Origin of the sequence: Chitinophaga sp. CB10 (assembly GCA_001870995.2) — a bacterium.
Classification (GTDB): domain Bacteria; phylum Bacteroidota; class Bacteroidia; order Chitinophagales; family Chitinophagaceae; genus Chitinophaga.
This window is the reverse complement of sequence record MLAV02000010.1, coordinates 83,451-109,605: the sequence shown is the minus strand read 5'-3', so window position 1 is coordinate 109,605 and position 26,155 is coordinate 83,451. Positions and strand designations below refer to the sequence as shown.

The 26,155-nt window shown below is 54.4% G+C and carries 17 protein-coding genes; 7 read left to right on the top strand and 10 right to left on the bottom strand.

Features of this window, described 5'->3' with window-relative positions; genetic code table 11:
* Positions 1-68: 68 nt before the first annotated feature.
* Entirely contained in the window at positions 69-2,300 is a 2,232-nt protein-coding gene (locus BOC67_RS15615; protein ID WP_291911531.1) for a right-handed parallel beta-helix repeat-containing protein, read from the top strand.
* A 57-nt stretch (positions 2,301-2,357) separates the two neighbouring features.
* Here BOC67_RS15615 and BOC67_RS15610 read toward each other — a convergent pair whose 3' ends face one another.
* Genes BOC67_RS15610 through BOC67_RS15600 form a run of 3 tightly spaced genes read right to left on the bottom strand, consistent with a single transcriptional unit; the run spans position 2,358 to position 9,278 of the window.
* A complete protein-coding gene (locus BOC67_RS15610; protein WP_291911530.1) occupies positions 2,358-4,250 on the bottom strand; it encodes a T9SS type A sorting domain-containing protein in 1,893 nt (630 codons plus the stop codon).
* Between the two features lie 36 nt (positions 4,251-4,286).
* Positions 4,287-6,086 carry a RagB/SusD family nutrient uptake outer membrane protein gene (locus tag BOC67_RS15605; RefSeq protein WP_291911529.1) on the bottom strand — a complete coding sequence of 600 codons (1,800 nt, stop codon included), beginning with the start codon at positions 6,084-6,086 and terminating at the stop codon, positions 4,287-4,289.
* A 21-nt stretch (positions 6,087-6,107) separates the two neighbouring features.
* Positions 6,108-9,278, bottom strand: coding sequence for a TonB-dependent receptor (locus BOC67_RS15600; protein ID WP_291911528.1), 3,171 nt, complete (start codon positions 9,276-9,278; stop codon positions 6,108-6,110).
* Positions 9,279-9,650: 372 nt separating this feature from the next.
* Here BOC67_RS15600 and BOC67_RS15595 point away from each other — a divergent pair, with 372 nt between their 5' ends.
* From BOC67_RS15595 to BOC67_RS15585, 3 genes are read left to right on the top strand one after another with little or no spacing between them, the layout of a single operon-like run.
* On the top strand, positions 9,651-11,090 hold the full coding sequence (locus BOC67_RS15595) for a HAMP domain-containing sensor histidine kinase (protein ID WP_291911527.1): 1,440 nt from the start codon (positions 9,651-9,653) through the stop codon (positions 11,088-11,090).
* Entirely contained in the window at positions 11,087-11,806 is a 720-nt protein-coding gene (locus BOC67_RS15590; protein ID WP_291911526.1) for a response regulator transcription factor, read from the top strand. Before BOC67_RS15595 ends, BOC67_RS15590 begins: the two co-directional genes overlap by 4 nt.
* A gap of 56 nt (positions 11,807-11,862) precedes the next feature.
* Entirely contained in the window at positions 11,863-13,359 is a 1,497-nt protein-coding gene (locus BOC67_RS15585; RefSeq protein WP_291911525.1) for a hypothetical protein, read from the top strand.
* Positions 13,360-13,433: 74 nt separating this feature from the next.
* Here the strand turns inward: BOC67_RS15585 and BOC67_RS15580 are convergent, their stop codons facing one another.
* The 7 genes from BOC67_RS15580 to BOC67_RS15550 form a co-directional block, all read right to left on the bottom strand.
* The gene (locus BOC67_RS15580) at positions 13,434-13,994 is read right to left on the bottom strand and encodes a thioredoxin family protein (RefSeq protein ID WP_291911524.1); all 561 of its coding nucleotides are present in this window, start codon (positions 13,992-13,994) and stop codon (positions 13,434-13,436) included.
* 159 nt (positions 13,995-14,153) lie between these two features.
* Positions 14,154-16,178 (bottom strand): DUF5689 domain-containing protein, encoded by a 2,025-nt coding sequence (locus BOC67_RS15575; RefSeq protein ID WP_291911523.1) that lies wholly within the window; start codon positions 16,176-16,178, stop codon positions 14,154-14,156.
* 3 nt (positions 16,179-16,181) lie between these two features.
* The gene (locus tag BOC67_RS15570; protein WP_291911522.1) at positions 16,182-17,021 is read right to left on the bottom strand and encodes an endonuclease/exonuclease/phosphatase family protein; all 840 of its coding nucleotides are present in this window, start codon (positions 17,019-17,021) and stop codon (positions 16,182-16,184) included.
* 46 nt (positions 17,022-17,067) lie between these two features.
* Positions 17,068-18,564 (bottom strand): RagB/SusD family nutrient uptake outer membrane protein, encoded by a 1,497-nt coding sequence (locus BOC67_RS15565; protein ID WP_291911521.1) that lies wholly within the window; start codon positions 18,562-18,564, stop codon positions 17,068-17,070.
* 11 nt (positions 18,565-18,575) lie between these two features.
* A complete protein-coding gene (locus BOC67_RS15560) occupies positions 18,576-21,974 on the bottom strand; it encodes a TonB-dependent receptor (protein ID WP_291911520.1) in 3,399 nt (1,132 codons plus the stop codon).
* Between the two features lie 90 nt (positions 21,975-22,064).
* On the bottom strand, positions 22,065-23,195 hold the full coding sequence (locus BOC67_RS15555; protein ID WP_291911519.1) for a FecR family protein: 1,131 nt from the start codon (positions 23,193-23,195) through the stop codon (positions 22,065-22,067).
* An 84-nt stretch (positions 23,196-23,279) separates the two neighbouring features.
* The gene (locus tag BOC67_RS15550) at positions 23,280-23,870 is read right to left on the bottom strand and encodes a sigma-70 family RNA polymerase sigma factor (protein ID WP_291911518.1); all 591 of its coding nucleotides are present in this window, start codon (positions 23,868-23,870) and stop codon (positions 23,280-23,282) included.
* Between the two features lie 173 nt (positions 23,871-24,043).
* On the opposite strand from BOC67_RS15550, the gene BOC67_RS15545 reads away from it, so the two are divergent.
* From BOC67_RS15545 to BOC67_RS15535, 3 genes are all read left to right on the top strand, one after another.
* Entirely contained in the window at positions 24,044-24,583 is a 540-nt protein-coding gene (locus tag BOC67_RS15545) for an N-acetyltransferase (protein WP_291911517.1), read from the top strand.
* A 115-nt stretch (positions 24,584-24,698) separates the two neighbouring features.
* Positions 24,699-25,145, top strand: coding sequence for an ATP-binding protein (locus BOC67_RS15540; protein WP_291911516.1), 447 nt, complete (start codon positions 24,699-24,701; stop codon positions 25,143-25,145).
* Positions 25,135-25,905 carry a tRNA(His) guanylyltransferase Thg1 family protein gene (locus BOC67_RS15535; RefSeq protein WP_291911515.1) on the top strand — a complete coding sequence of 257 codons (771 nt, stop codon included), beginning with the start codon at positions 25,135-25,137 and terminating at the stop codon, positions 25,903-25,905. Before BOC67_RS15540 ends, BOC67_RS15535 begins: the two co-directional genes overlap by 11 nt.
* The last annotated feature ends 250 nt before the right edge of the window (positions 25,906-26,155 follow it).

Genomic DNA, 26,155 nt, shown 5'->3' with positions numbered 1-26,155 from the left:
AAATAAATACTCCAGGGGTGGATGTATGCACCTGATAAGTTTCTTAATTTCTGAGTAAATCTTACGTTATGAAAAATTGTTTACTCGCAGTGATTTGCCTGCTGGCAACCGCCATGGCAAATGCGCAGTCGGTGCTGTATGTATCACCGGCGGGCAGTGCTTCCAACCCGGGCACTTCCATCAGCGCGCCTACCACCCTTGTTAATGCAATTGCCACCGTTGCCGCCGGTGGCACTATTTATCTTCGCGGCGGCACTTATAATATCTCCGCTACGGTAGTGATCCCCGATACCAATAATGGTACGGCATCCGCACGGAAAAGCATTGTGGCGTACGATGGAGAGGCGCCGGTGCTGGACTTCAGCGCTATGGCCACCGCGGACGCCAACCGCGGACTGGTGCTGGATGGCGACTACTGGAATATTACCGGTATCACCATCAGCGGGGCAGGGGATAATGGCATGTTGCTCTCCGGCAACAATAACAACATTACCAACTGTATCTTTAAAAAGAACAAGGATACAGGCTTGCAATTGAGCCGGTATAAAACCAGTAACACCACGCTGAGCAGCTGGCCGAGCAACAACCTTATTCTCAATTGCGAAGCATTCGACAACCAGGACCCCGGCAATGAAAATGCCGATGGCTTTGCCGCCAAGCTGACCTGCGGCACGGGCAACATCTTCCGCAATTGTATTTCACACCACAACATCGACGATGGGTGGGACTTCTACGCCAAAAGCGAAACCGGCCCTATTGGCCCGGTAACGCTGGAAGGCTGCATTGCCTACAGCAATGGCTCCCTCAGCACCGGCGGCACTTCCGGCAGCGGGGATAAAAATGGTTTCAAGCTGGGTGGCTCCGGCATTGCCGTGAACCACATCGTGCGCCGCTGCATTGCTTTCGGCAACGGCCACCACGGGTTTACGGACAACGATAATCCCGGCAACATTGAAGTGACCAACAACACGAGCTACAACAATGCGGAGTCCAACTATAACTTCCGCATCGGCAGCACCGCAACTTTCCGCAATAACATTTCCCTGAGCGCCGGCGCCAGCGATAAAACCAACGGCACAGAAGTGGGGACCAGCAACGTATGGTGGAAGAACAACGCCAGTACCAACAGCGGCGGCCTCGTGATCAGCGCGGCGGATTTCGTCAGTGTATCCGGTACCGTTACCCGCGCGGCGGACGGTACGCCCCAGCTGGGCAACCTGTTTGCCCTGGCCGGCGGCAGTGATATGATTGACGCCGGCGTTACGGCCACGGGCATTACCTACAGCGGCGCAGCGCCGGACCTCGGCGCACGGGAATCCGGCGGTGGCGGCACTTCCACCAGCTATACGCTTACTACCAATGTGACGCCCGCAGGCGGCGGAACGGTTAGCAGGTCGCCCAACAATACCAGCTATGCGCCAGGCACCGTGGTAACGTTAACGGCTACACCGGCATCGGGCTACACCTTCTCCGGATGGAGCGGCGGCGCTTCCGGCACAGCGGCTACTGCTACCGTTACCATGACCGGCAACACCACCGTTACGGCGGCGTTCACCGCTTCCGGCTCTTCTTCCACCCTGCGCATCGATGATGCGGCAGCTGCTGCCGGCGGCTATTGCAGCGCGGATGGCAGCCGGCAGAATTCTTATGCGGGCGCTTACGGCGGTTATTATATCAACCTGTCCAACTCCGCTGCGAAAGGGGTGAACTACGCTTTGAACGTCAGCACGGCGGGCGCTTATACCCTGCAATGGGGCTACGCCAATGGGGGCAGCAATGTATCGACCACCGCGCGGGTATTGGTAAATGGCACAGTGGTAAACAGCAACGTGCAGTTCCCTGTAACCAGCAGCTGGTCCGCATGGAGTGTAACCGGTACCGTTAGCGTTCCGCTGGCGGCCGGCAACAATACCATCCGCCTGGAAACGACGGAAGCGAAAGAGTTTGCCAATATTGACTGGATGGAAGTATCCGGCGCGGGCGTGTCCGCCGGCAGTTGCGGCGCTGCGCTGGCTACGGCGAAGTTCAGCACCAGCGTAGCTTCGGAAATAAATGCGAACATCTATCCCAACCCGGCGGCTGCCAACGCTATGCTGAGTTATACGAATCCCAAACAGGGGCTTGTATGGGTAGGCATCTATGGCGCTAATGGCGTATTGCTGCGGACGGTGCAAAATAAAGTGATGCCGGCAGGCCGTCATCAGCTGGCATTGCCGGCAGGCGGGCTGCAGGCGGGGTCGTATGTGGTGCGGGTAATGATGGGGCAGCAAACGGAGAGCGTGCGGTTGGTGAAGCAGTAAAAAAAATGCCGGCTGTACAGAGGTACAGCCGGTTTTGATTTTCTGAGATGGAATCGCCTATTGTAATATTACTTTGCGGGCGATTTTATGCTTCCGTGTATGTAGCAAAATGAAATAGGCGCCTGCCGGCTGATTCGACAAGTTGATCGTCGTCTGGCCCTGCAGGTTACCCATGTACACGCAGTGGCCCTGCGCATTGTAAATCTGCGCCGGCACAATGCCTGCCCGGGGGCTCAGCCCTATCGTTACCTGTTTGTTAGCTGCGGGATTAGGCCATACTTTGATGTCTTCCGCAAGGAGATTTTTGCCAGAGAGATAGGAGGGCTGCGTTGCTGCCAGCTCCTGTAACTGCCCTGCATCCATGGCCGCCATATCCGGGTAGGTGAAGGGGTAGTCGATCCTTGCCTGGTTAAACTGCGCTTCATAATCGGCCGTCCATCCGAAAGCTGTGGTAGCCTGCGGCTTTAGGTTTACGCCGGCTGCGCCGCTCCAGAAGTGTACGAACTCTCCCCAATTCAAATTCCTGCTATAAATATCATTGCGCCTGATAAAGTATTGAGACAACAGCTGGAAATAGTTTTTCAGCACCGCGCTTTTACCATAGTTGTTCCAGATAGGATAGAACCAATCCCGGAACCAGTTGGTGTTGGCGCGCGGATAGCTGTCTGTTGTGGCCATGGCGGCGTTGTACCAGCGGGTGGCGTCCGCCGTCCACCCCAGGTGATAATAGACGTCGTACTGGTAAATCACGCACCATTTGCTATCTCCCCAGAGGGCAAATGCGGGAGAGCCTTTTATGCCGCAGGCGGCATTTTCCACGATATGTCCTATTTCATGGATAGTGGCATCGAGGTTCCAGCCGGTATTGGATGCCCAGGAATTGTTTTGTCCCAGGCAGATGGCATTGCGGTAATCGCGGTCGGCATCGATATACGTGGCCGGGCTCCCGCCGCCGTATTTATTCTGATGGAATACCGCGTACAGGCGTTTGTCGCTAAAGCCGCCGTACACCTGTTTGGTATAGCGCCAGGCTTTAGAAACGGTGGTATCCATCCAGTTGATGCTGGGATTCATGTCGCTGTCGAAATAGATACCTACATCGTTGTCCGCATATTTTTTGGTCACCACCTGGTTATGTTCAAACCAATGTTCCTGCCAGGTGAGGGGGAAATCATTTGCGGTAGCGGTAGCCTGGGCGCTGGCGGTATAGGCGGAGCTGCCGCTGCTGTTTTCCGCCCGGACGCGGTAATAATAAGTGCCGCCATTCAGCCCCGTATCCCGTAACTGGGTGGTATTGGCGGGCGCCAGGCGCAGCAGGCTCCAGGTGCTGTTGTTGGTGGAGCGTTCTATGCGCATGGCTGTTTCTGCGCTGGAATTGTCCGTCCAGTTCAGGATGACCTGGTTGCCGGAAACGCCGGTGGCGGTAAGGCCGGAAGGCCCCGCCGGGATGGGCGGCGCGCCGGCGCCGGTACCAAATATCTCCCATTCAGCCAGCTGCACGATGGTTGCGCCATTGTTGGCCGTGATGTTCAACCTAAAGTACGTATAGGCGGTACTGTTAGTAAAGCTGAATTTCAGCCTTTGCCATCGGTTGAGGAAAACCTGGTTGGTCACGGTATGCAGTACCGTCCAGTTAGTTCCATCATTGGAGCCTTCAAAGGTCCAGCTTTTGGGGTCGCGGCCTGCCGCATCGTTGGCGGCAGTTACCGCATAGGCGGTAACTACCGATGATACCGGGGATTGATAACGTACCCAGGTAGTAGGGTTGAAGGTAAGGTACTTGCTGTAGATATTGTTGTCCGTCAGTTTGGCATTACCTTCCACGCCGCTTACACTGTACTGGTCTGTAATAATGCCACCTGAAAAATCCGTGATGTCCGACTGGGCAAACGCCTTACCTGCGCAGCCCAGGGATAGCGCCAGGAGCGCTCCCGATAGAATTTTGATCATGGTGTTTGTTTTATGGTGAAATGGATGAGGGAAAATTTACCAACCCGTATTCTGCACCATTTCCTTATCTATATCCACTTCCGACTGCGGAATCGGGAACAGGTAATGTTTCTTCAGAAACACCCTGGTTTCAAAAGGCACTACCTGGTAGAAGGCATTGCCATCGGCGGCAATGTTGAGCCCCATGGCGGGCCCGGCTTCTGTTTGCTCCGCAATTTTCCAGCGCCTTACATCAAAGTAGCGGGAGTTTTCGAAGGCCAGCTCCACGCGGCGTTCCTTGCGGATGGCGATGCGCATGGCGTCCTGGCCGGCGGGCGCGGGCAGTTGCTGGGAGCCATAGGCGGGGATGCCGGCGCGGGTCCTGATTTCGTTGAGGTAGGCGAGGATATCCGGGTTGCCGGGATCGCTTTCGTTGAGGGCTTCGATGTAATCGAGATACACTTCGGCGAGGCGCATCAGTACGAGGGTTCTGTTGCCGGCGTTCACGTTGCCTACGAATACATTTTTGCGGACGATGTAACCGGTAGGGGTATAGTCGTTGCCGCCTACTTTTTTACCGGAGTTGCCGCTGTATTCCGTAATGGTTTTGATGTTACCGTAGCGGGTGTACTGCCAGATGCTGCCGTTGAAGGTGATGCCTACATAAAACCTGGGTTCGCGGTTTACCCACTGGTTGTAGGTGCCTGCCGGCGCAAACGGGGTGGCGGTGGTGGAAAAGCCGCTGCTCACGTAGCCGGAAGCCGGATCGTCGATGGAGCGGCCATTGTCCGTAAAGTAAGCGTCCACCATGGCCTGGGTGGCCCCGAGGCCGCCGCTGCCGCGGGCTTCGCCGTTGCTGCCGCTGTGGTAGGGCGTGCGTTCGTATTGCAGCCAGCTAACGTTGCCGGATACACGGGCATAGATGACTTCGGGGTTCCAGTCGTCCAGCATTACATCGCGGCAGGAGAGGTAAGGGCTGTAAGCGCCGTTGGCGTCGTTTTTCCGGTAGAGTTTAAACTGCCCTGTTTTCACAAATTCATCGATGAAGGCTTTGCCGGCAGCGGCGGCAGCTTTCCACTTGGCGGGGTCCGGCTGCTGGCTGATCAGCTGCTTGCCGTCCTTATTTTTAAGGGCTGCATAATCCGGGTTGCCGTTGAACTGCGGGCTGGCGGCATAGAGTAATACCTTTTGTTTGAAGGCCAGGGCGATGGGGCGGTTGATGCGGCCCAGCTCATCGCTGATGCTGGTGGCGGGGAGGTCCGCCGCGGCTTTGTCCAGTTCCGATACCACGAACGCCACGCATTCATCATAGCTGTTGCGGGGGCGCTGAATATCGTTGAAGGAGGCATCCGGCGGGAGGATGGTTTCCCCCAGGACTACCACCGGCCCGAACATGCGCATGAGGTAGAAATAGTAAATAGCGCGCAGGGCCCGGGCTTCCGCGCCGTATTGCCTGATGTAGTTGGCGCCGCAATCCGCGCATTTGTTGATATTGGCGATGAAGTAGCTGGCGCTGCTGATGCCCTGGTAATAGCTGGACCAGAAGGATTTCACGAACCCGGAGGTGGGGTCCCATGCGCCGATGTTCATATTGTTGGAGGTAACGAAGCCCCACACGAATTCCGCTTCGTCGCTGCCGCCCGTCCATGGGCCGGCATTGTTATTATTGACATAACGCTGGCTGAATTCGTCCGGAATGCGGGAGTACACGTTAGCCAGGAATTTATCCACGGTGTTTTTGCGGCTGAAAGTTTCCTCAAGGGTGAGGCGGTCGTCCGGAACCTGGTCCAGGAAGCCTTTCTGGCAGGAGCTGCCCAGCAGTGCCCCGGTGATCAGTGTCAGAAATATTTTCTTCATAAGTAGTGCGCGTTTGAATAATTAAAACTGTAGGTTGATGCCGGCGGAGAAGGTGGTGATATTCGGATAGGCGCCACCGTTAGACGTACTCATTTCCACATCCCATAGTTTGAAGTTGCTGAAGGTGAGCAGGTTGAAGCCGGAGAGGTACACCTTTCCGCTGCTGATGCCCACGCGGCGCAGGTATTGCTGCGGCAGCAGGTAGCCCAGCTCGGCGGATTTGAGGCGGATATAGCTCATATCCTTCACCCACCAGCTGCTGGGCAGCGTGTTGTTATAGTTATCTGCCTGGCCAAATGCGAGGCGAGGGTAGAAGGCGTCCTGGCGCGGGTTATCGGGCGTCCATCGGTCGGTGGCAATGGCGTAGATGTTGCTTACGCCGCCATCGCCGTTGAAGGGCATAATGCCCCGGCCGGAAAGCTGTACATCCGCTTTGGCCTGCCCCTGGAAGAAGGCGCTCACATAAAACTGTTTGTAGCTGAGGTTGAGGCCAAAGCCGTACACGATGGCCGGCACGTCGCCCCTGCCGATCTGCTGCTGGTCGTAGGCGTCGATCTTACCGTCGCCGTTGAGGTCGCGGTACTTAATGTCCCCGGGCAGCACTTTTGCGCCTTCGGGTTTTGCGCTTTTCGCTATTTCATCGTCGCTGGCAAAGAGGCCTTCCGCCACGTAGCCATAGCGGGCGAGGATGTTGGAGCCGCGCCTGTCCATCCAGGGATATTTGGGGATGGGCTGATCGTTTTCTATCACTTTGTCCTTATTGTAAGTGAAGTTGCCCATGAGGCTGATGCCGACGTCGCCGAGCTTGGCGGTATATTCCAGGCTGGCGTCGATGCCCTTGTTGTCTACCACGCCGAGGTTGCCCCAGGGGTTGTTGATCAGGCCTACGAATGCCGGCACGGCGCCGCGTTGCAGGAAGATGCCAGTGCGGTGTTCCTGGAAGAGGTCCACCGTGAGGGAGAGTTGTTCGTGGAGGAGGCGGAGGTCCATACCCAGGTCCATTTTACGGGCGGTGGACCAGGTAACGTCTACCGCATAATCGCTGACGTTGATGCCGGTGAGGTTGCTGCGGTTGGTGCCGAATGTATAGCCGGTTGCGCCTTCGTTGAGCAGGGTGAGGTAGGCGAAGCGGCGGGCATTATCCCCGCTGCCCAGCAGGCCGCTGCCCACTTTACCATCGGAGAAGCGGAATTTCAGGAAGGGGATGATGTTTTTTACGCCGTTGAAGAAAGGCTCGTTGGATACCACCCAGCCTAGTCCCCATGCAGGGAAGAGGCCATAGCGTTGTGTAGGCGCGAAGTTTTCAGAACCGTTGTAGCCGGCGTTACCTTCCACGAAATAGCGATCGTTCCAGGAGTAGGTAACCCTGGCAGCTATACCGCGGGTGCGGTAGGGAATGCTGCGGGTGAAGTCGCCCGCAAAGGGGTTGAGGTAATCGCTCTGGTTATAGAGCAATAGCCCGCTCACGCGGTGTTTACCAAATGCGCTGTCGTAGTTCAGGGACGACTCCGTATAAAACCTGCGGTTACCGGAGCGGTTGGCGTTATAGCTCAGGTAGTTGGTGCCCTGGTAGGTTCGCACGAGGTTGAGGGAGCCATCGGGTTTGTACGGCGTGGCGGGATCGGGTACGTAGGTATCTTCGCGTTTGAGCCGGGCCAGTATATTACCGTTGTACGCGTCGAAGGCGAACATGGTGCTGAAGCTGAGGCCTGGTACAATGAAGCGGAGGTCCTGCGTGAGCCGGATGTTGGAATATAACTGGTTTTTGAATTCGTTGGAATAACCTCTCCGCGTAACATCCGCATAGGGGTTGCGCTGGTCGCCGTTAGGGTTGCGGCCGGGCACGAAGTTACCGGGGTAGAGGATAGGGTATTCCACCGGCGGTACGAGCAGGGCCTGTTCAAAGATATTGGAGCTGCTGATGCTGATATTGCCGTTTCCATCGATGGTGGTAGCGCCGCCGGGGTAGTTGCCGTTGGAGATATAGCCTTGCAGTCCTAAATCCACTGTAGTGGTAGGCGTTACCTTTACGTTCAGGTTACTGGTAAAGTTATAGCGCCGGTATTTGATGGCCTGGTTGTATTTCACGAGGTCGGTGGTTTTAAACAACCCTTTTTCGTCGTAGTAGCCGAGGGATACGTAGTATTTGGCGGCGTTGCTGCCGCCGCTGATATTGACGTTGGCCCTGCGGTTACGGCCGGTTTTATTGAAGATGGCGTCGATCCAGTCTACATTCGGGTAGAGGTTGGGATCGGCGTTGGCGGCGGTGTTCTTGATATAGTCGGCCGTGTATTTGGGATTGTAGCCGCGGGTGGTGAGCGCTTCGTTGGCCAGGTTCATATACGTGATCCCATCGGCCATTTGCGGCACTTTGGTAAATTTGGTAAGGCCTTCGTTGTAGTCCACGTTGATGCGGGGCTTGCCGGATTTACCGCCTCTCGTTTTGACGATGATCACCCCGTTGGCGCCGCGCACGCCGTAAACTGCCGTGGCAGAAGCGTCTTTCAGGATGGTGAAGGATTCCACATCCTGCGGGTCGATATTGGAGAGGGAGCGTTCCACGCCGTCTACGAGTACGAGTGGGCGGGTGGAGCCGCTGGTGAAGGTGGAGATGCCCCTGATCCAGATGTCGCCGTCATCATGGCCTGGTTCCCCGCTGCGCTGCACTGCCACGATGCCGGCAATACGGCCGGCGAGTACGGTGGAGAGGTTGGCTACGGGTTGCTTCAGGTCCGCCACTTTGATGGAGGACTGCGCGCCCACGAGGCTGATTTTGCGTTGCTGGCCGAAGCCTACGACTACTACTTCGTTCATGTTCCCTTCTTTGGCCTCGAGGATAATTTCCAGCTCTACGGAGTTGTTGATGGATACTACCTGCGTGTTGTAGCCAATATAGGATATTTCCAGGCTGCCTTTGGGGTTGGCGTTGACGGTGAAGTGGCCGTCCGCGCCGGAGGTAGCGCCTTTGGCGGCGCCCACCACGCGGATGGTAGCGCCGGGGATAGGTTTGCCGGCTTTATCCCGGATGATGCCGTTGATGCGTGTATCCGTTTGCGTTATACTTTGCGGGGGCAACGGCGCCGGTGCGGCGCTCAGCCGGCTGGCCGCCGCGGTAATGGCGAGCGGTATCAGGCAAAGGGATGCCGTGCGGGAGAGGGCATGCCGCCTCCCGGTACATGGTGTGTTATTCATGACGTTACTGTTTAATATAGCGATTGATGTTGGTTGTGTCCGGATTTATCAGATCGTTCGTTACAGGTACGGTGCTTTCATTTTTTTATTGGCCGACAAGATAATTTGGCTGATATTGATTATACTTATGCTGGCTGGGCGACTGATGCTATTATTTATTGCTAAATCGATTTTCTAAAACAGGCAAATAGTTCTCCATCCCAGTTGATGGCTAAATTACGTTACCTGTGGGATACCAGCTGTTAACAGATATCCAAGGAAATGTAAACAATTACCAATGAAGTCTAAATGAAATGTAAACAGCCTTCTGCCAACAGATTAAAAGGCGCATATTGCCGTCTTGTCCAAAGGCTATCATCGTTGAGCAGATACATGTATATCAACCAAATGCGTCATCAGTTTAAGATCTACGTCTTTACGGCTGTCATCTGTTTTGTAGCGCTGGTGCTAACGCAGTTCCTGCTGCTGTACAACACTTATGAATTGCTGAACGACCGGTACACGGTAGAAAAGGAATACGAGCTGCACGACCTCTATACGAGGTCGATCGCCAACGACCTGTTCTTCCCCGGAGGGGAGCGGGTGGTAAACAGCTTCCTCGATACGGCGTACCCGAGGCTGCAGCACTTATACGAGGCGGATACAGTGGAGTTCCGGCATTATGCTACCACTTTGTCATACGGCATACTGCTGTCGCTTTATAAAGCGGCAACGGGCAACCATGTATTCGACAGCATTTGTTCTCTTCTCCAACTAAAAGAACCTATGGCCTACACTATACTGGTACAGGAAATGGCGGTTACGTTTGACGGGCGGCATTATGTACCGTTGTTTCGCCCGAAGGCGATGTTACCGCAGCTGCCGGCGGGGATGCAGAGTAAATCCGGCATACGGCTGGCGGGCAATATGGAAACTGCGGCCAACAACAACATTATTGCGGCCATCGCCGTGAGCGATCCCAAGCCCAATACTTTCCTCGTGCGTTTTTCCCTGCATGCGGAACCGGCGAACCGGCGGGCCATCATCCTGCGGCAAATGCGGTACACCATCCTGCCTTCGCTGTGTACGGTGCTGGCCATCGTGATCCTGTTTATTATACTGGTGAGGCGGTGGAAGAAGCAAAAGCGGCTGTCGGAAATGAAATCGGATTTTATCGATCATATTACCCATGAGCTGAATACGCCGCTCACCACCATTATCATGGCTACGCTCAACCTGAAACATTTGCCGGTGGCAAAAGACCAGGCCATCCATCACCTGGCGGCCGTGATAGAACGGCAGTCCCGGCGGCTGCAGCTGCTCGTGGGCAAAATGCTGGAGATGACGGTGGAGCATAAACTGCTCACGGATAAAAGCATGCAGGACGTGAATACGCTCGTCAGCGATATTGTGGCTAACTACGCCGTGCAGCCCAACTGCCGGCTGCACCTGGACCTGCCGCCGCATCCGCTCTGCATTGAAACGGACCCTTTCCATTTTACCACCATGCTGCAAAACCTGATCGACAATGCGCTGAAGTACAACCGGCAGGAACATAAGCTGGTGAACATCGTGGTGGCGGACGCGGGGAAAAACGCCGTGCTTTCCTTAGCGGACAACGGCGTAGGCATGAGTAAAAGCACGATCGATAAAATTTTTGAAAAGTATTACCGGGACCGTCATCCCGGCGACCTCCATGTGAAAGGGCTGGGCATGGGCCTCTATTTTGTGCAGCAGTGCGTGCGGGCGCATAACTGGCAAATCGACGTACACAGCACACCCGGCTATGGCAGCCGTTTTGTAATCACCATTCCGTTAATTTCCTGTCCATGAAAAAGCATGTATTATTAATTGAGGACGAAACCGACCTGGGAAATATGGTCCTGCAATACCTTACCCTCTGCAACTTTGCCGTAAGCCTGGCGCCGGATGCGACGGTAGCGCTGCAACAGGCTACAGAACAGCATTTCGACATTGCGCTCATTGATGTGAACCTGCCGGGGATGGACGGCTTTTCCCTGGCCAGGCAGCTGCAATTGCTGCAACCGGAGCTGCCCTTCCTCTTCCTCACTGCCCGCAATCAAAAGCAGGACCGGCTGACGGGGCTGCAACTCGGTGCGGACGATTACATCGTAAAACCCTTTGATGCCGAAGAGCTGGTGCTGCGGATGAACAACATCATCCGGCGCAGCGGCAAAGCGCCGGACGCGCCGGCGGAGGACAAGCTGATCGCCATCGGGCATACGACGTACAACAAGGATACCTACATCCTGCAGGCGCCGGACGAGGACGATATTCAGCTCACGGCGCGGGAGCACGACCTGCTGCTGTATTTCTTCCGCCATCCGAACAAAGTACTGAACCGGGACGACATCCTCGCCGCCGTATGGGGCAGCAACGATTATGTACTCCGCCGCAGCCTGGATGTATTCGTATCCCGCTTCCGGAAATACTTTGCGAAAAATCCGCTCGTGGAAATCAAAAACGTATATGGGGTAGGGTTCCTCTTCCACATCCGCCAGCAGCGCGAAAATCCTATCAGTAATTGAACGGATAGTTTTATGCGGATGCTGTAGTTTTATGCTGCACAGATTTAAATTCCATTATGAAAAAACGCATTGCTGCAAGGCTGGCATCTATGGCCCTGCTGATAATCCTGCCTTTCCTGCACGCCCGCGCCCAACAATGGGTATCCGTTGACGCCAGGGGTACGCTCGTTTATGACACTACTTCCCGGGGGGACCGTATCATGGATTTTTCCTACGCCGGCTATAAAGGCGGCGGGGTGGATATCCCGGACGTGCCTGTGCGCAGGCAGGTGCAACCCGGCAATGCCAACGATGCGGATGCCATCCAGGCGGCGATCGATTCTGTATCCGCCCTGCCGTTGGTAAACGGTTTCCGCGGCGCAGTGCTGCTGGCGCCCGGCAAGTATTACTGCGATAAAACTATTTTACTGCACAGCAGCGGCGTGGTGCTGAAAGGTAGCGGCAGCACGCCCCGGGGAACGATCCTGCAACTCGCGGGCCCGGCGCATGTAGCCGTTGCCGTTAGAGGAAAACCCAGTTATACCAAAACCAGCGCGGCGGCTAAAGTAACGGCCGCTTACGTGCCGGCAGGTACCCGTAAAATCCCGGTGGATCAACCGGGGTTGTTCAAAAAAGGGGATACGATCCGCATCACCAAACCGGTGACGGCAGAATGGGTGCAGTTCATGGGCATGCACGACCTGGTGCGGGACGGCAAGCCGCAAACCTGGATCAACGGGGAGCTGACGATTGACCGGATCATCACCGCTATCAACGGCAGTACCTTACTACTGGATGTGCCGTTGACGGATAGCTATGACGCGCAATTTGCCAGCACCGTGGTGGAACGCATCAGCACCAGCGGGGAAATTACGGACTGCGGTATATCCGGCTTCAGCATAGTATCTCCCACGCAAACAGGTACGATCAACGACCGGCATCACCAGGCTTTTCATATCAGCGGTATTACGGATGCCTGGGCGGCGGATATCCAGGTATTCAATACGATCAACAGCATCAGCGTAACCGGCCGCCGCGTAACGCTGGACCGCATCAGCATTTACCATGATACCGTTACCACCGGCGCAGCGAAGCCGGCGGATATCAATGCCAGCGGTCCGCAGCTGCTGGTGCAGCGCTGCTACATCAAAGGCGGCAACGTGTTCTACATTGCTACCGGCGCTAAAGTAACGGGGCCTATCGTGATCCTCGATTGCACCTTTGAAGGCGGCGGCTGGATACAGCCACATCAGCGCTGGGCTACGGGCATGCTGGTAGATAACTGTCAGGTACCGGGAGGAGGGATTGAATATATGAACCGGGGCTCCATGGGGTCAGGGCATGGATGGTCCATCGGATGGTCCGTAGTGTGGAACAGTAGCGCAAAAAGTTTTTTGAATCAGCAGCCGCCCGGCAGTATGAACTGGATGATTGGCTGCATCGGGGAGCAGCGGCAGGAAGCGCGTCCGTTTGGAAAATTTCCGGTGTTGCCGGCCGGTATCATCGTATCGCAGGGAAAACACGTATCGCCTAAAAGCCTTTACTACGCCCAGTTACAGGAAAGACTAAAGTAATCATATCCGAATGAATGCACCTCAAAAAAAAACAGCGTCACAAAGCTTCGTGACGCTGTTTTAAAAATGATGGGTTAGTAGTTATGTAGCAAAGGTAATAATTCTAACTGTACACTCACACCTTTATCTTCATTATACCATTGCTGTAATGAAATTTTCATTTGTTCAAAATCCGCCTGCTCGTGTTTGAGCCGGTCGTACAACGTTTGGCATCCTGCCGGGCGAGGCCCCCATACGGCTATATCTTTTCCCGCGGCATCGCGCATGATCAGCTTGGGAATGGATTTGGAAGTACCGTTGGTGAGGTATTGATGGATGAGGAAGGGCGGAGAATCGCGTAGTTGGTATTCGGTGGTGATCAGCGGGTTTAACGCGGCAATCATCTGGAAAAAGGGTACCAGGTGCGCGGCATCGCCGCACCAGGGCTCGGTGATGATGATCCAGTGCTGCGGTTGCGTAATGCTTTTTGCTGCGGCGATAATATCTTCCGATAATTTTCCGGTTTTTAACCAGCGCGACTGCCGGGACCAGTTCAGTTTTGTATAATTCAGGTAATCCGGGTTGTTATATGGTGGTGCAGGTTCCGGGTTGTGTAGAATTTTTTGAAATTCCTGCTCGTAAGCTTGAAAGTCCATGACACATCTTCTTTTTTGTGGGTCAATGGTAAGGAATTATTTTGAAATAATGAAAGAGGGGGATATTAGGGAAGGGGAGGAATTATTTTGAATTAATAAAATCTTATTAACGCAGAGAAGAAAAAAGGCCGGTATCACACCGGCCTTCCCTCATCCCCCTTATTTATTATACTTCAACGACAAATGCCCTAACCTGCACGCCGCCGTTGCACTATAAGCCCCGCCGGTAGCCGCTGTGCCGGAACCCACCGTCTTATCCGCCATACGTATCCGTATATATAATTTATCCAGGTTGGACGCGCCCGCAGGCAACTGCATATTCACCTGTTTAAACCCTGCCACCTGCGTGAGCAAAGTATTCGTCCAGTTGGCCACATCCTGGAAGGTAAACGTACCCACGGTGATCCAGTTACTGTTGGTCGCAGAATATTCCACCACGAAATTACGCGGCCCACCGGGGTCCACATTGCCATCCAGCTGCAGGGAAAGCGGTTGTGTAACGCCTTTGGAAGACGTTTCCACCATCCAGTATTCCCCGGTGTTGGTGGTGGTATTCCACCAGCCTTTTGCGCCCCAGCCGCTATTGGTAACCTGGCCTTTGTTCGTAGTCGGCTCCTGTAATACGTTATTGTAATCCACCGTAGTATAGATGCCGTTAGCGGTGAAGTCCATACTCTTACGGGAGCTGTGATAGAGCTTGCCGCTGCCGATGTCCGGCGTCAGCGGGTTTTGCGCTTCGGTAGGCGTTGCCTGGTATTCGGTTTTGAAGCGTGTCCATTCCACCAGTACGGCGGAGAAGCCGTTGCTGCGGTCCGCATTCAGCGCTATATCCTGCTGCCGTAAATGGCGCAGACTGTACTTACCGATATTGCCGCCGTAGCGGTCATGGTTTTCGCTCACGAGGATGCCGGCAATGGCGCCTGCACCCTGCGGGATAGGCTTGCCATCCCGGCGGTACGCCACATCCAGGTTGGTGAGCAGGTACATGCTGTTGCCCTGTATATCCCGGATGCTGAGCGGGTAGCAGTCCATCCTCGCCGTATAGCCTTCATTGATATTCGTATAGGCGCCGAAGGGAATGGAGAACTCCACGTCTTTCAGTTTCACGTAGGTGTACAGGTCGTTATCCGTCAGTTCCGAGATGTATTTTTCTTTTGGCTGCAAAGCGGTAGTGCCGGCATCCTTCTGCATCACCTGGGAAATTTCCACGCCTGAAATAATGCTGCGGGCCGGGTTGGCCAGCTTTTGCAGGGTGGCACCTTTCAGGTGGATTTTCACCCTATCGTTAAAGTTGAAAATATTTTCGCCGGCGGTTTTCATTTTGAGATATAAACCGCTGCTGCCGTCTGTGCTTTGCACGTACACGGCTATACTATTTTCCGTTTTGTCTACCACGTGCTTGTTAGCGGCGGAGTTGAGGTTCTGCGCTATGTTCGGGTGGCCTTTGTCGGAAACAACGATACCTTCGATGTAGCTGTTTTCGTTGATAACCCCTGGCGCCAAACTTTTTACATAGCTGAAATCCCTTGCCACGGCCCCGTCGAAACTGATGCCGGCTTTTTGTTTGATCTTGATGGAATCTTTGGTGGTGGTACCCAATGCATCCAGGTAGCTGAGGGTGAGTACTGCCACTCGGTCCACCGCCAGGTGATTGGTATCCGCATGGAAATACAGGTAGCCGTCCCTGATATCCAGCTGTGAAATCCAGCCGGCGCCGGAGGAATCATAGCGGTACACGGCGGTTTGCAGGGCCAGCGGCACATTGGTGCTGATGCCCGTACGGTATAAGCCGCCATTGGCAATTGCCTGGGCGGTAGTATCGGCAATGGCGAGTGTGGGAACGAGCCCGCGTTGCTGGATCTGCACGGTGTCCGTATGGCCGTTACTGTTAATCACCAGTTTTACGGCGCGGGGCAGCGCGGTACTGTTGTCCGTTGCTTCGGCAATGAAATAGCCTTTGCCATGGCCGGCGCTTTGGCGCAGCAGTATCCAGGGCGTTTCTGCGGCAGGCGCCACCTGCCAGTCGCCATCGGAGTACACGATCACTTTGGTGGTGTCCGCCGTGGCGGCAATCCGCACGATGCGACTATCCACCGCCAACGGCGTGCTGAACTGCACGTTTTCCAGCTTGCGGCAGCAAAGAAATAATAAGCATCCCAGGAGGAGATATAGATAGCGGCTCATAATTTATTTTTTAATTTCCAGGTAGATGGGCCTGTGGTCGGAATATTTGGCCGTGAAGTCATCGTAGATGAAGTGGCAACGGAGTACTTTCTTCGCCAGGTTTTTACTGAGGTAGATGTAATCGATGCGACTATTACTGCGGATGGAATCGCTGCCACCGCGGCGGCTGTACTCAAAGGCCGCATCCACGAAGCCGGCGTCCAGCACCTGCTGCTGGGTATTGTAATCGATAAATTTCCCGTCCACCATGTTTTCGATCAGGGGATTTTTCTTCATCGCCGCCAGGTTGCGCTCCAATATGCGCACGGTATCCAGCCGGTACTTTTCCTGCGGCGTGTTGGAGTTGAAATCGCCCATGATGATCCAGTTGTTCTTATTCGGCTCCAGGGCAATGTTGTCCATCACGGCGGCAATTTCCTGCCGGCGTTTTTTATACCGGTGCGGGTTCAGGTGCAGTACCACGATGTTGTAGTCTTTCACCTTCGCCATAATGAAGCCATGGGTCATGTTTTCATTGATCTTGCGGATGCCCGCAATAGGGTACCTGGAAGTAAGGCCGGTAGGGTAGCCGTTCTCTTTTACGATCACGGCATACGGGTGGCCCCATGAGGCGGCCAGTTCTTCGAGCGACTTCTGGGTAAACCCGTTGCATTCCTGCAAGGCAAGGATGTCCGGATCAAATTTTTTGATCCAGTTGACGAATACCTGTTTGCCTTTGGTCGTATCAGTGACCATGCCTTCGAGGATGTTGTAGCTCAGGACCTTGAGGGGCTGCTGGGCGTAGGCCGTTTGTTTCAGGCAGAGGATGGTCAGGAGTATGATAGCGCTGATAAGTTTTTTCATGTGTGATTGTTTATAAGTTGGATGGGTAAGCATGGCGATATTTGTATTATTTATACGCCGGATTCGTCAAAATTCCCCCTGAGCGCACCACTTCCTTATCCGGTATCGGGTAATACTCATGATACGGCCTGAGGTTCGCCTGCATCACCGGGAACTCGCTCGCCGACGTTGCGCTTACATCTGCAAAGAACGTCCCCCAGCGTACCAGGTCCCACTTGCGGCCGTATTCGCCCATCAGCTCGCGGGCCCGCTCTTTTTTCACTTCCTGGAAAAATTCAGCTTTGCCGGGATAGGCCGTGAGTACGGCATCTGCTTCCGCCCTGCTTTTCACCTCGTTGAGGCATTGCATGGCCAGCGCGGTGTTGCCGGTTTCGTTGGCGGATTCAGCGAGCATCAGCAGGGCGTCCGCATAGCGGAATACTTTCTGGTTGTTACCGTCGGCAATGTTGTCCATACCCGGGCACCAGAACTTAGGGCCCATCCAGGCTTTGCCGGTGCCGTTATTTTGCATGGGCCTTTTGAAATAGCTGCCGTTGTAGCTGTAAGCGAGAATGATCTCGCGGCGTGGGTCCGTAACCGTGTAGAGGCTCATGAAGTATTCCGTTGGCGTGATGCTGGTAAACGGATTGGCTTTGCTGCCCAGTTCCGGAATGTCCACCCCGTCGTAAATGCTGGTGCCGGAAGTTTTGGTGGGCGTAAAGTAAGCGGCCGTAGAGGTAGTCTTTTTCAACCCGGTAACGGACCAGGTGTACTGCACCTCGAAGATGGATTCCGGCTTGTTCTTATTCCGGAACCAGGTATCCGTCAGCGGGTACTGCGCCAGCTGTCCGTAAATCTTGCGGATCTCCTCCATGGCGGCGCTGCATACTTCGTACTCCTTGTTCCAGAGGGCCATTTTGCCGATCAGCATCCAGGCAAACGGAGCGGATATACGATTTTGCGGCACGTCGGAAGTCCGCTTCTGCGGCAGGTAAGGCGCATAGGTCTGCAACTCCCGGATCAGGGAATCGCGGGTGGCCTTCGCATCCATGCGGCCGATTTTCTTGATTTCGTTCAGGGCATTTAAGCTGTTGACCGGCTGCGTGTAAAACGGCACATCGTTGAAGGTGCTGGTCAGCACATAATAGTACAAGGCCCGCAATGCTACCGCCTCCGCTTTTAAAGGCGGCTTCTTCTCCGCAGGGATGGTCGCGTTTTCAATGCCATACACCGCCGCATTGCAATACATCACGCCCTGGTAGCAGGCCGTCCAGATGTTGTCTCCCATGCCGGGGTTGGCGGGCGATATTTCGTAACGGGCATCAATAAACGAAGAGTTCAGGAACGCGAGGTCTGTAGCGCCTTCCAGGCTGATCATCAGGTCCGGAATAAACACGCTTGTCAGCGGGATATAGCAACCGTTCAACGCTGCCACGCACTGGTTTTCCGACTCAAAAAAAGTATCCGGGCTCACAAAGCTGGAAGGCTCTTCTTCCAGTAGTTTTTTACAACCGCTCAGCAGGGAAGCGGCTGCCAGTAACAGGAGAAAAATATTTCGTTTCATGTCGATGCTGTTTAAAATTTCAGTTCGGCGCCAAAGGTGAACGTGCGGCTGGACGGATAGGCGCCATTGTCCATACGCCGGATGGTGGAGCCGCTGCTCTGCGTGGATACTTCCGGATCGTAGCCGTTGTAATGTTTCCACAGCGCCATATTGTTACCGCCTACTGACAGGGAAAGGGATTGCAGCTTTTTGTTCGTCACCCTGCTCAGGTCAAACGGGTAGGCGATGGTAAAATTCTTGAACCGCAAAAAGGAGGCGTCGTGTACAAAACGGTCGTTCGGTATGTCGTCCTTGGAATCCGCCCGGGGATAGTCGGACGTTGGGTTACGCACAGGATGCCAGGCGTTCACCATGTAGCGGTACTGGTTACTCAGGTAAGTACCCGTGCCCATAAACAGTTCCGTCGGATTATAAATCTTTCCGCCGATGCTGTAGTTGAAATAAAAGGATACCTGCAGCTTCCGGATGCGGAAGGTGTTCTGGATGCCGCCGTAGAGGTCCGGATCGGCGTTGCCGAGGTACACGAGGTCATTATTATCCAGCAGGCCGTCGTGGTTTTGATCAATATAGCGCTGGCGGCCCGGTTGGTAAAACGCCGTAGAGGCGGAAGCGTATTTTTTATCTTTTTTGTCCTGGTCAATTTCTGCCTGGCTCTTCCACACGCCGGCATATTGCATGCCCCAGAGCGCGTTCAGCGGCTCGCCCTTCACATAGCCGTACATCATATATTGGGAGCCGTAAGGGTTATCGTACACGGATACACGATCGAGTCCGCCGATGTCTTCCACCATTTGCTTGTTGTGGGCAAACGTCAGCGTGCTGCTCCAGGAAAAGTTTTTGCTACGGATATTTTCCGTGTTGATGCTCAGTTCAATACCCTTGTTGGAAGTCTTGCCAATATTCGCCAGGCGGGTATTAAAGCCGGTGTGGGTAGGCAATTGCACCGTCAGCAGCAGGTCTGAAGTTTTACTGCTATAAACATCCAATGTGATGTCTACTCTTCTTTTATAGAGGGAAAGATCTAATCCCGCGTTCAGAGAAGAGGTCCGTTCCCAGGTCAGACCTTCGTTCTCAATACGCTGAGGGTAATATGCCACTGGCTGGCCACCATCAAACAGGTACCCGCCTGAGGTAGAAGCCATCCTGGCCATGGACTGGTAGCGCGCGATAGCGTCATTTCCTGAAACGCCTGCGCTAAGGCGGATACCCAGTTCGTCGATATCCCGGAAGCGTTTCATAAAGTTTTCATTCAGCACATTCCACTTAAATGCCGCGGAGGGGAAGTAAGCCCATTTGTTGTTGCTGGCAAAGTTGGAAGCGCCGTCCGCGCGGCCTGTCACCGTCAGGTAGTATTTGCTGCGGTAGTTGTAGTTAATACGCGCCAGGTGCGACATGCGGCCGAGGTTTTCCAGCAGGGAACCGATGTTGATTGTTTCCTTGGAAGGCAGCGCCGCGAGGTCGTTCGTTTCAATGTCGTCAATGAAATAACCGTTACCGCTGGCGGAGAGGTTCACAAACTTTTTTTGCTGCATGGTGAAGCCATACATCGCATCGAAGTTATGTACCCGGTTCCATGATTTTTTATAGGTAATGGTGTTTTCGTTGAGCAGGTTGTTTTCCCCGTAGGCGCGTTTGTAGGCGTAAGCGCCGGTGTTGGCGTTTGCCCTGGATGGCAGCGTGGAAGGGAAGAACTGGTCGTCGTCCTTACTGTAATCGGTGTAGGATACGGTGGAGCGGATCAGCACATTCTTTACCGGCGTGATTTCCAGGTAGGCCATGGAGCTGAGGCTCTTTTCCAGCGAATTATTTTTCTTCAGTTCCGCATTGGCCAGCGGGGAGTCGAACAGGGTACCGGTGTACCACTGCGTGTTCCAGTCGTTATAGCTGCCGTCCGGTTTGTACGGCGCAATAGTAGGCGCCAGGAAGATGGTGGACCTGTACCAGAGCGTACTCGTGCCCACGTCCACGTTATTGAGCTTACGGGCCAGCTGCGAATAGTTGAAGCGGATGCCTGCCTTTACATACTTGCTGATGGTACGGTCCAGGTTGAGGCGCGCCTGGTAGCGTTGCATGCCGCTGTTGAGGATGATGCCCTGGTTGTTATTGTAGTTAAGCGAAAAGTAGTATTGGGTGCCTTTATCGCCCCCGTTGGCGGAGAGGGTATAGTTTTGATAAGGCGCTTTGCGGGTGATCACGTCCGTCCAGTTGGTGCCTTCCCCGAGGCTCAACGGATCAGGGTAGGGATATTCTTCCAGCGGCTTCGTTTGATTGGCTGTGCTGGCGAAATAATAGCGGTCGTTTTGCAGTTGCGCGAATTCCGTGGCATTCATCAGGTCCAGGAAGCGGGGCAGCTCGGAGCGGCCGAGGTCCGCCCGGAAGTTGAAATTCGTTTTGCCCATCCTGTTAGCGCCGGATTTGGTGGTGATGATGATGACCCCGTTGCTCCCGCGGGAACCGTAGATGGCGGTGGAGGAAGCATCTTTCAGTACGTTGATGCTGGCGATGTCGGACGGGTTGAGTTCATTGAGGCTGGTGATACCGTCCATGAGGCCGTCCACGATAAACAGCGGCTCGTTGCTGGCGCTGATGCTGCGTGTACCGCGGATGCGGATGGAGGTGCCGGAGCCGGGCTCCCCGTCGGCGGACACGATTTCAGCGCCGGCGATGCGGCCTTGCAGCATCTGGTCTACCCGGGGTGCGGGTATGCCTTCCAGGTCCGCCGTACGTACGGTAGACACGGCGCCGGTGAGGTCCTTTTTAGCGACCGCTCCGTACCCGATCACTACCACTTCGTTCATCTTCTGATTAGTAGCGCTGAGGCGGATGTGCAGCGGCTGCGTCACGTCCGCCAGGGGGATCAGCTTCCGGTCGAAGCCGATGTAGGTCACCATCAGCGTAGCTTTAGCGCCGGCTTCGATGGTGAATTCTCCTTTTTCATTCGTTTGTACGCCGCGGCTGGCGCCCGCAACGGCTACGGTGGCGCCGGGGAGCGGGTTACCGTCTTCGTCGGTGACCTTTCCTTTTACGGGCGGGTCTTTGCGTGCCGGCAAAGGGAGGATGGGCAGCGCGGGTGCAGGCTTTTGTTTGATGGTGATGGTTTTGGCATTGATCTCGAAGTCAATGGGCTGGCTGGCCATCACGGTGCGGAGGAAGTCCCTCACCTCCATGTTACGGGCGTCTACATCCACCGGCGTGGTGTTTTCCAGCAGGGCGGTGTTGTAGAAGACGACGTAGTCGGTTTGCTTTTCCAGCTGCCGGAAGATTTCCCGGAAGGAGAGCTTCTTGCCGGAGATGCTGACCTGTTGGCCCATAGCGCCTGCCTGTACATGCAGGCAGAGGGCGAGCGCCAGCAGCAGGCTGCCGGCGGCGCTGAACAGCGATCGTGGTGAATAGGTGGTTGTTGCAAGCATTATGTTGTGTAGATTTTTGGATTGTTACAGGCATGGCGGTAGCAGCTGCATTGGTAGATGCAGGATGGCCGGCGCTTGTTTAAGGTAATTTTACTGTGTGATAATGACGGTCCTTCCTTCGAGGCGGTAATGCACATTTGAGATCTCCAGTATGTGCAGTACGTGTTCCAGCGGAAGGTTCCGTTCTAATTTGCCTTCAAACCTGATGTCAGGAATACCGTTTTCATATTTAACATCTATATCATACCATCGTTGCAGTTCGTTCATGACCGTGCCGATGCCGGCTCCGGAGAAGCTGAACCTGCCTGATTTCCACGCAATGGCGCTGCTGGTGTCCGCAGGGCTGATGCGTATATCCTGATCCGTTACCTGTGCCTGCTGGCCGGGGCGGAGCAGCGCCTGCCGCGTGCCGGCGGCTATGTTGACAGCGCCGTGCAGCAGGGTGGTAATGGTGTGGTGATTATCCGTATATGCATTTACGTTAAAGCCGGTTCCCAGCACTTTCACAACGGCGCCGGGCGTTTTAACGAAGAATGGTTGCGTGGCGGCGGCGATTTCAAAGTAGGCTTCCCCATCCAGCTGTACCTCCCTGTTGTTGCCGGTAAAGCGGGTAGGGTAGGTGAGCGTGCTGGCGGCGTTGAGCCATACTTCGGAGCCATCGGGGAGCCGCAGGTGGAAGGTCCGGCCCCGCGGTGTGGCCAGCGTGTTGAAAGTAGCCGCGTCGCCCTGGCCGTTATAGGCGATGCTGCCGGCTGCCAGCCGGAACTGCGCGCCCGCGGTATCTACCATACCTTGTTGCAGGCTGTCGAGCGGAATGCGGCGGCCATCGCCGGTGATGAGTAGGGCGCTGTTATGCGGCGCGGTGATGGGCGCTTGCGTTAAGGCATGTCCCTGTTTTGCGGTAGGCCGTTGGCGGGGGAGCAGCCACCATGCAGCGCCGGCGATCAGCAGTACAGCGGCGGCAGCGGCGGTCAGGCGCAGCATGCGGCGAATGCGATGCCGTTGTTTGGCTTTCGTTTGCAATATGGTAGCTAGTATGGCGGCGGCTTTATCGTCCGGTACGGCTGTTTCTTCGCCGGTTTCGGCCATAACGGTGGCGATCAGCTCCAGGAGCTGTTCGTCGTGTTGCCCGGCTGCAATGAGCGCCATCAGTTCCTGCTTTTCAGCATCAGTTTGCTGATGGGTAAGCGAGCGGCGAAAAAGCGATTCAAAATGATCCATACTGATAAAGGGGAATGACCCTGTCTATAGAAAGAAATCCCTGTATTTAAAAAATGGGTCAGTGCCGGCAGGAAAAAAACTGACTCATAACAATTCCTTAATAATCAGGATGGCGGCATACGTGCCCAGGTGGTAGCTGCAATAGGTGCGGATGGCGTGCATGGCTTCTGCCAGGTGGCGTTTTACCGTTTCGGGCGAGAGGTTGAGCGCTGCTGCGGCCTCTTCGCGTTTAAGTCCGTTTTCTTTGATGAGGTGGTAGACCTTCTTTTGCTGGGGAGATAATTGCGCTACGGCTTCGTGCAGCACCTGCCGGTATTCTTTTTCTACCAGCACCACGCCGGGGTGGTGGGTATGGGAGAGCAGCAGGTCGTCGTCACCGGTAATGGCTTCGCCCGCAGCGTGCAGGGCCTGTTGCTTCAGCGTTTTGAACACCCGGTTACGCGTGATGGTGAACAGCCAGGCGCTGAAGTGTTCGATATGGGGGAGCTGTTCCCGTTTGATCCATACTTTCAGGAATACGTCCAGCAATACTTCTTCCGCCAGCTCTGTGGAGCCGGTAATCTTTAAGGCAATGGTATAAACTTTATTACGGTAGCTGGAAAAGAGCTGCTCAAATGCTTTTTCATTGCCCGCTGCTATCGCATGGAATAGTTCCGTATCGGTATGGGCGCTCATCCATATAGATTTTGGTCACAAATATAATGTCGTGGATATTCTTCCGTCAACGCAGCTGGTTTGCCGCGGGCTGATTTCATAATTTTATAACATTCATCCCGGTAATTATTATTTTAGTCGCGGCATTACCATCTCCCTGAAACTAAAAATAGAAATAAAAAATCAATGTTCAAATGAATCCACGATACCATATTGCGCCGTTGGTGTACACGCCGGAAATTATCCAGTCGCTGGCGGACCTGTTAATTGAAACCGTGGCCAATGGCGGCTCGGTAAGCTTTATGCATCCTTTGGAGGAAAATGTGGCGCAGGCGTTCTGGCGTTCGTCCATCAATGCGGCCATTGCCGGCGAGCGGGTGGTGCTGGGCGCTTTCGACGGCGCGAAGCTGATCGGCACGGTGACGCTTATACTGAATTGTCCGCCTAACCAGCCGCACCGCGCTGAAGTAGCGAAGATGATGGTGCGGGTGGCGTACCGGGGGCAGGGCGTAGGCCGCGCGCTGATGCATGCCGCGGAGAAGATAGCGCTGCAAAAAGGCAGGACGCTGATTACGCTGGACACGGCGGAGGATGAGGGCGCGGCGGGGTTGTACGAGGCGCTGGGCTTTCAGAAAGTGGGCGTGATACCGGACTTTGCGCTGAAGCCGCATGGCGGGTTGTCCGGAACGATTATTTATTATAAGCAGCTGGCGGCGGAGGTGGCAGGGGAGTGAGGGGTTATTTTCCCGCAGAGCGGAGTTTTTTCTCGCAGAGAGCGCAGGGGGGCAGAGAGCGCAGAGGTGTTTGGTGGGGAAGGGTTGGCCTTATGCCTTATGGTAAAAAAATGAAATGGAAGCAATCATTTTCTGTGGCATTCAGGCCACCGGGAAGTCTACCTTTTACAGGCAGCACTTTTTTAACTCGCATGTAAGGATCTCGATGGACCTGCTGCGTACGCGACACCGGGAAGACCTGTTTTTGGACGCATGCCTTAAAAGTTATATGCCTTTTGTGGTAGACAATACCAATCCTACTTTGGCCGAAAGAGCCAAATACATTGCCCTGGCGAAGGCATCCCGGTACCGGGTGAAATGTTATTACTTTTCATCTTCCCTGGAAGCGGCGCTGGAAAGGAACAGCGGCAGAGTGGGGAGGGAGCTGGTTCCTGAAAAAGGAGTGCGAAGCGCTTACCACCGGCTGGCCGTTCCCGTGCGTGCGGAGGGGTATGACGAGATGTATTATATTACACAGGAAAACAACCAATTTATCATAAAACCCTGGATGGATGAAGTTTGAAGAGCTGGATCAGCGGATGCGGATGTTTGAAGCGGTGAACGACCGTATCATTATGCCCGAAATGTATATGGTAGCGCGGATTGACGGGCGTGGATTTACAAAGCTCACCAAGGAGCGCTATGATTTCGAGAAACCTTTCGACGAACGTTTTCATGATTATATGATTGCCACGGTGATGCACCTGATGAACTGTGGCTTTAATATCACTTATGGTTATACGCAGAGCGATGAAATTTCGCTGCTCTTTCACCTGGATGAAGATGCTTTCAGCAGGAAGGAGCGCAAGCTCATTTCCCTGCTCGCGGGCGAAGCCAGCGCTAAGTTTTCATTGCTGGTAGGTGGGGTTGCCAGTTTTGACTGCCGCATCACCGGGTTTCCCAGGGAGGCCCTTGTGGTAGATTACTTCCGTTGGCGGAATGAAGATGCCCATCGCAACGCGCTCAACGCCCATTGTTACTGGCTGCTGCGAAAACAAGGAGCATCGCCCGCTGCTGCTACAGGCCAGGTAAAAGGACTTAGCTCCGCGGATAAAAATGAACTGCTATTCTCCCATGGCATCAATTACAACGACTTACCCGCCTGGCAAAAAAGAGGTACCGGCATATACTGGAAAGATACGCAGGTAGAAGGACATAACCCCACAACCGGCCAGACCGTGACCACTACCCGAAGAAAGCTGTTTGTAGATAAGGTGCTTCCCTTCAAAGAAGCCTACAGTGAATTCATCTATAATATTCTCCATCCCTTAAAAGCCGTATAGCCACACGTGCTAATGCATATTCCATACAAAAGAAAACGGGGCCACCGGCCCCGAACATGGTGTAAAAGGAAGTGATGTTGTTGAGACTTCCGAAGGGAATTTCACCTTGGCTGGTTTGCGAAAGATGAATAATAATGCTACAGATTGGATAACGGGTGTGCTGGATACGGCTGGTCAGCTTATTTGGGTGAAACACTATGATTCTGAAGCACAAAACCAGACCGACTCTGCTTGAGTCCGGAGATACGGA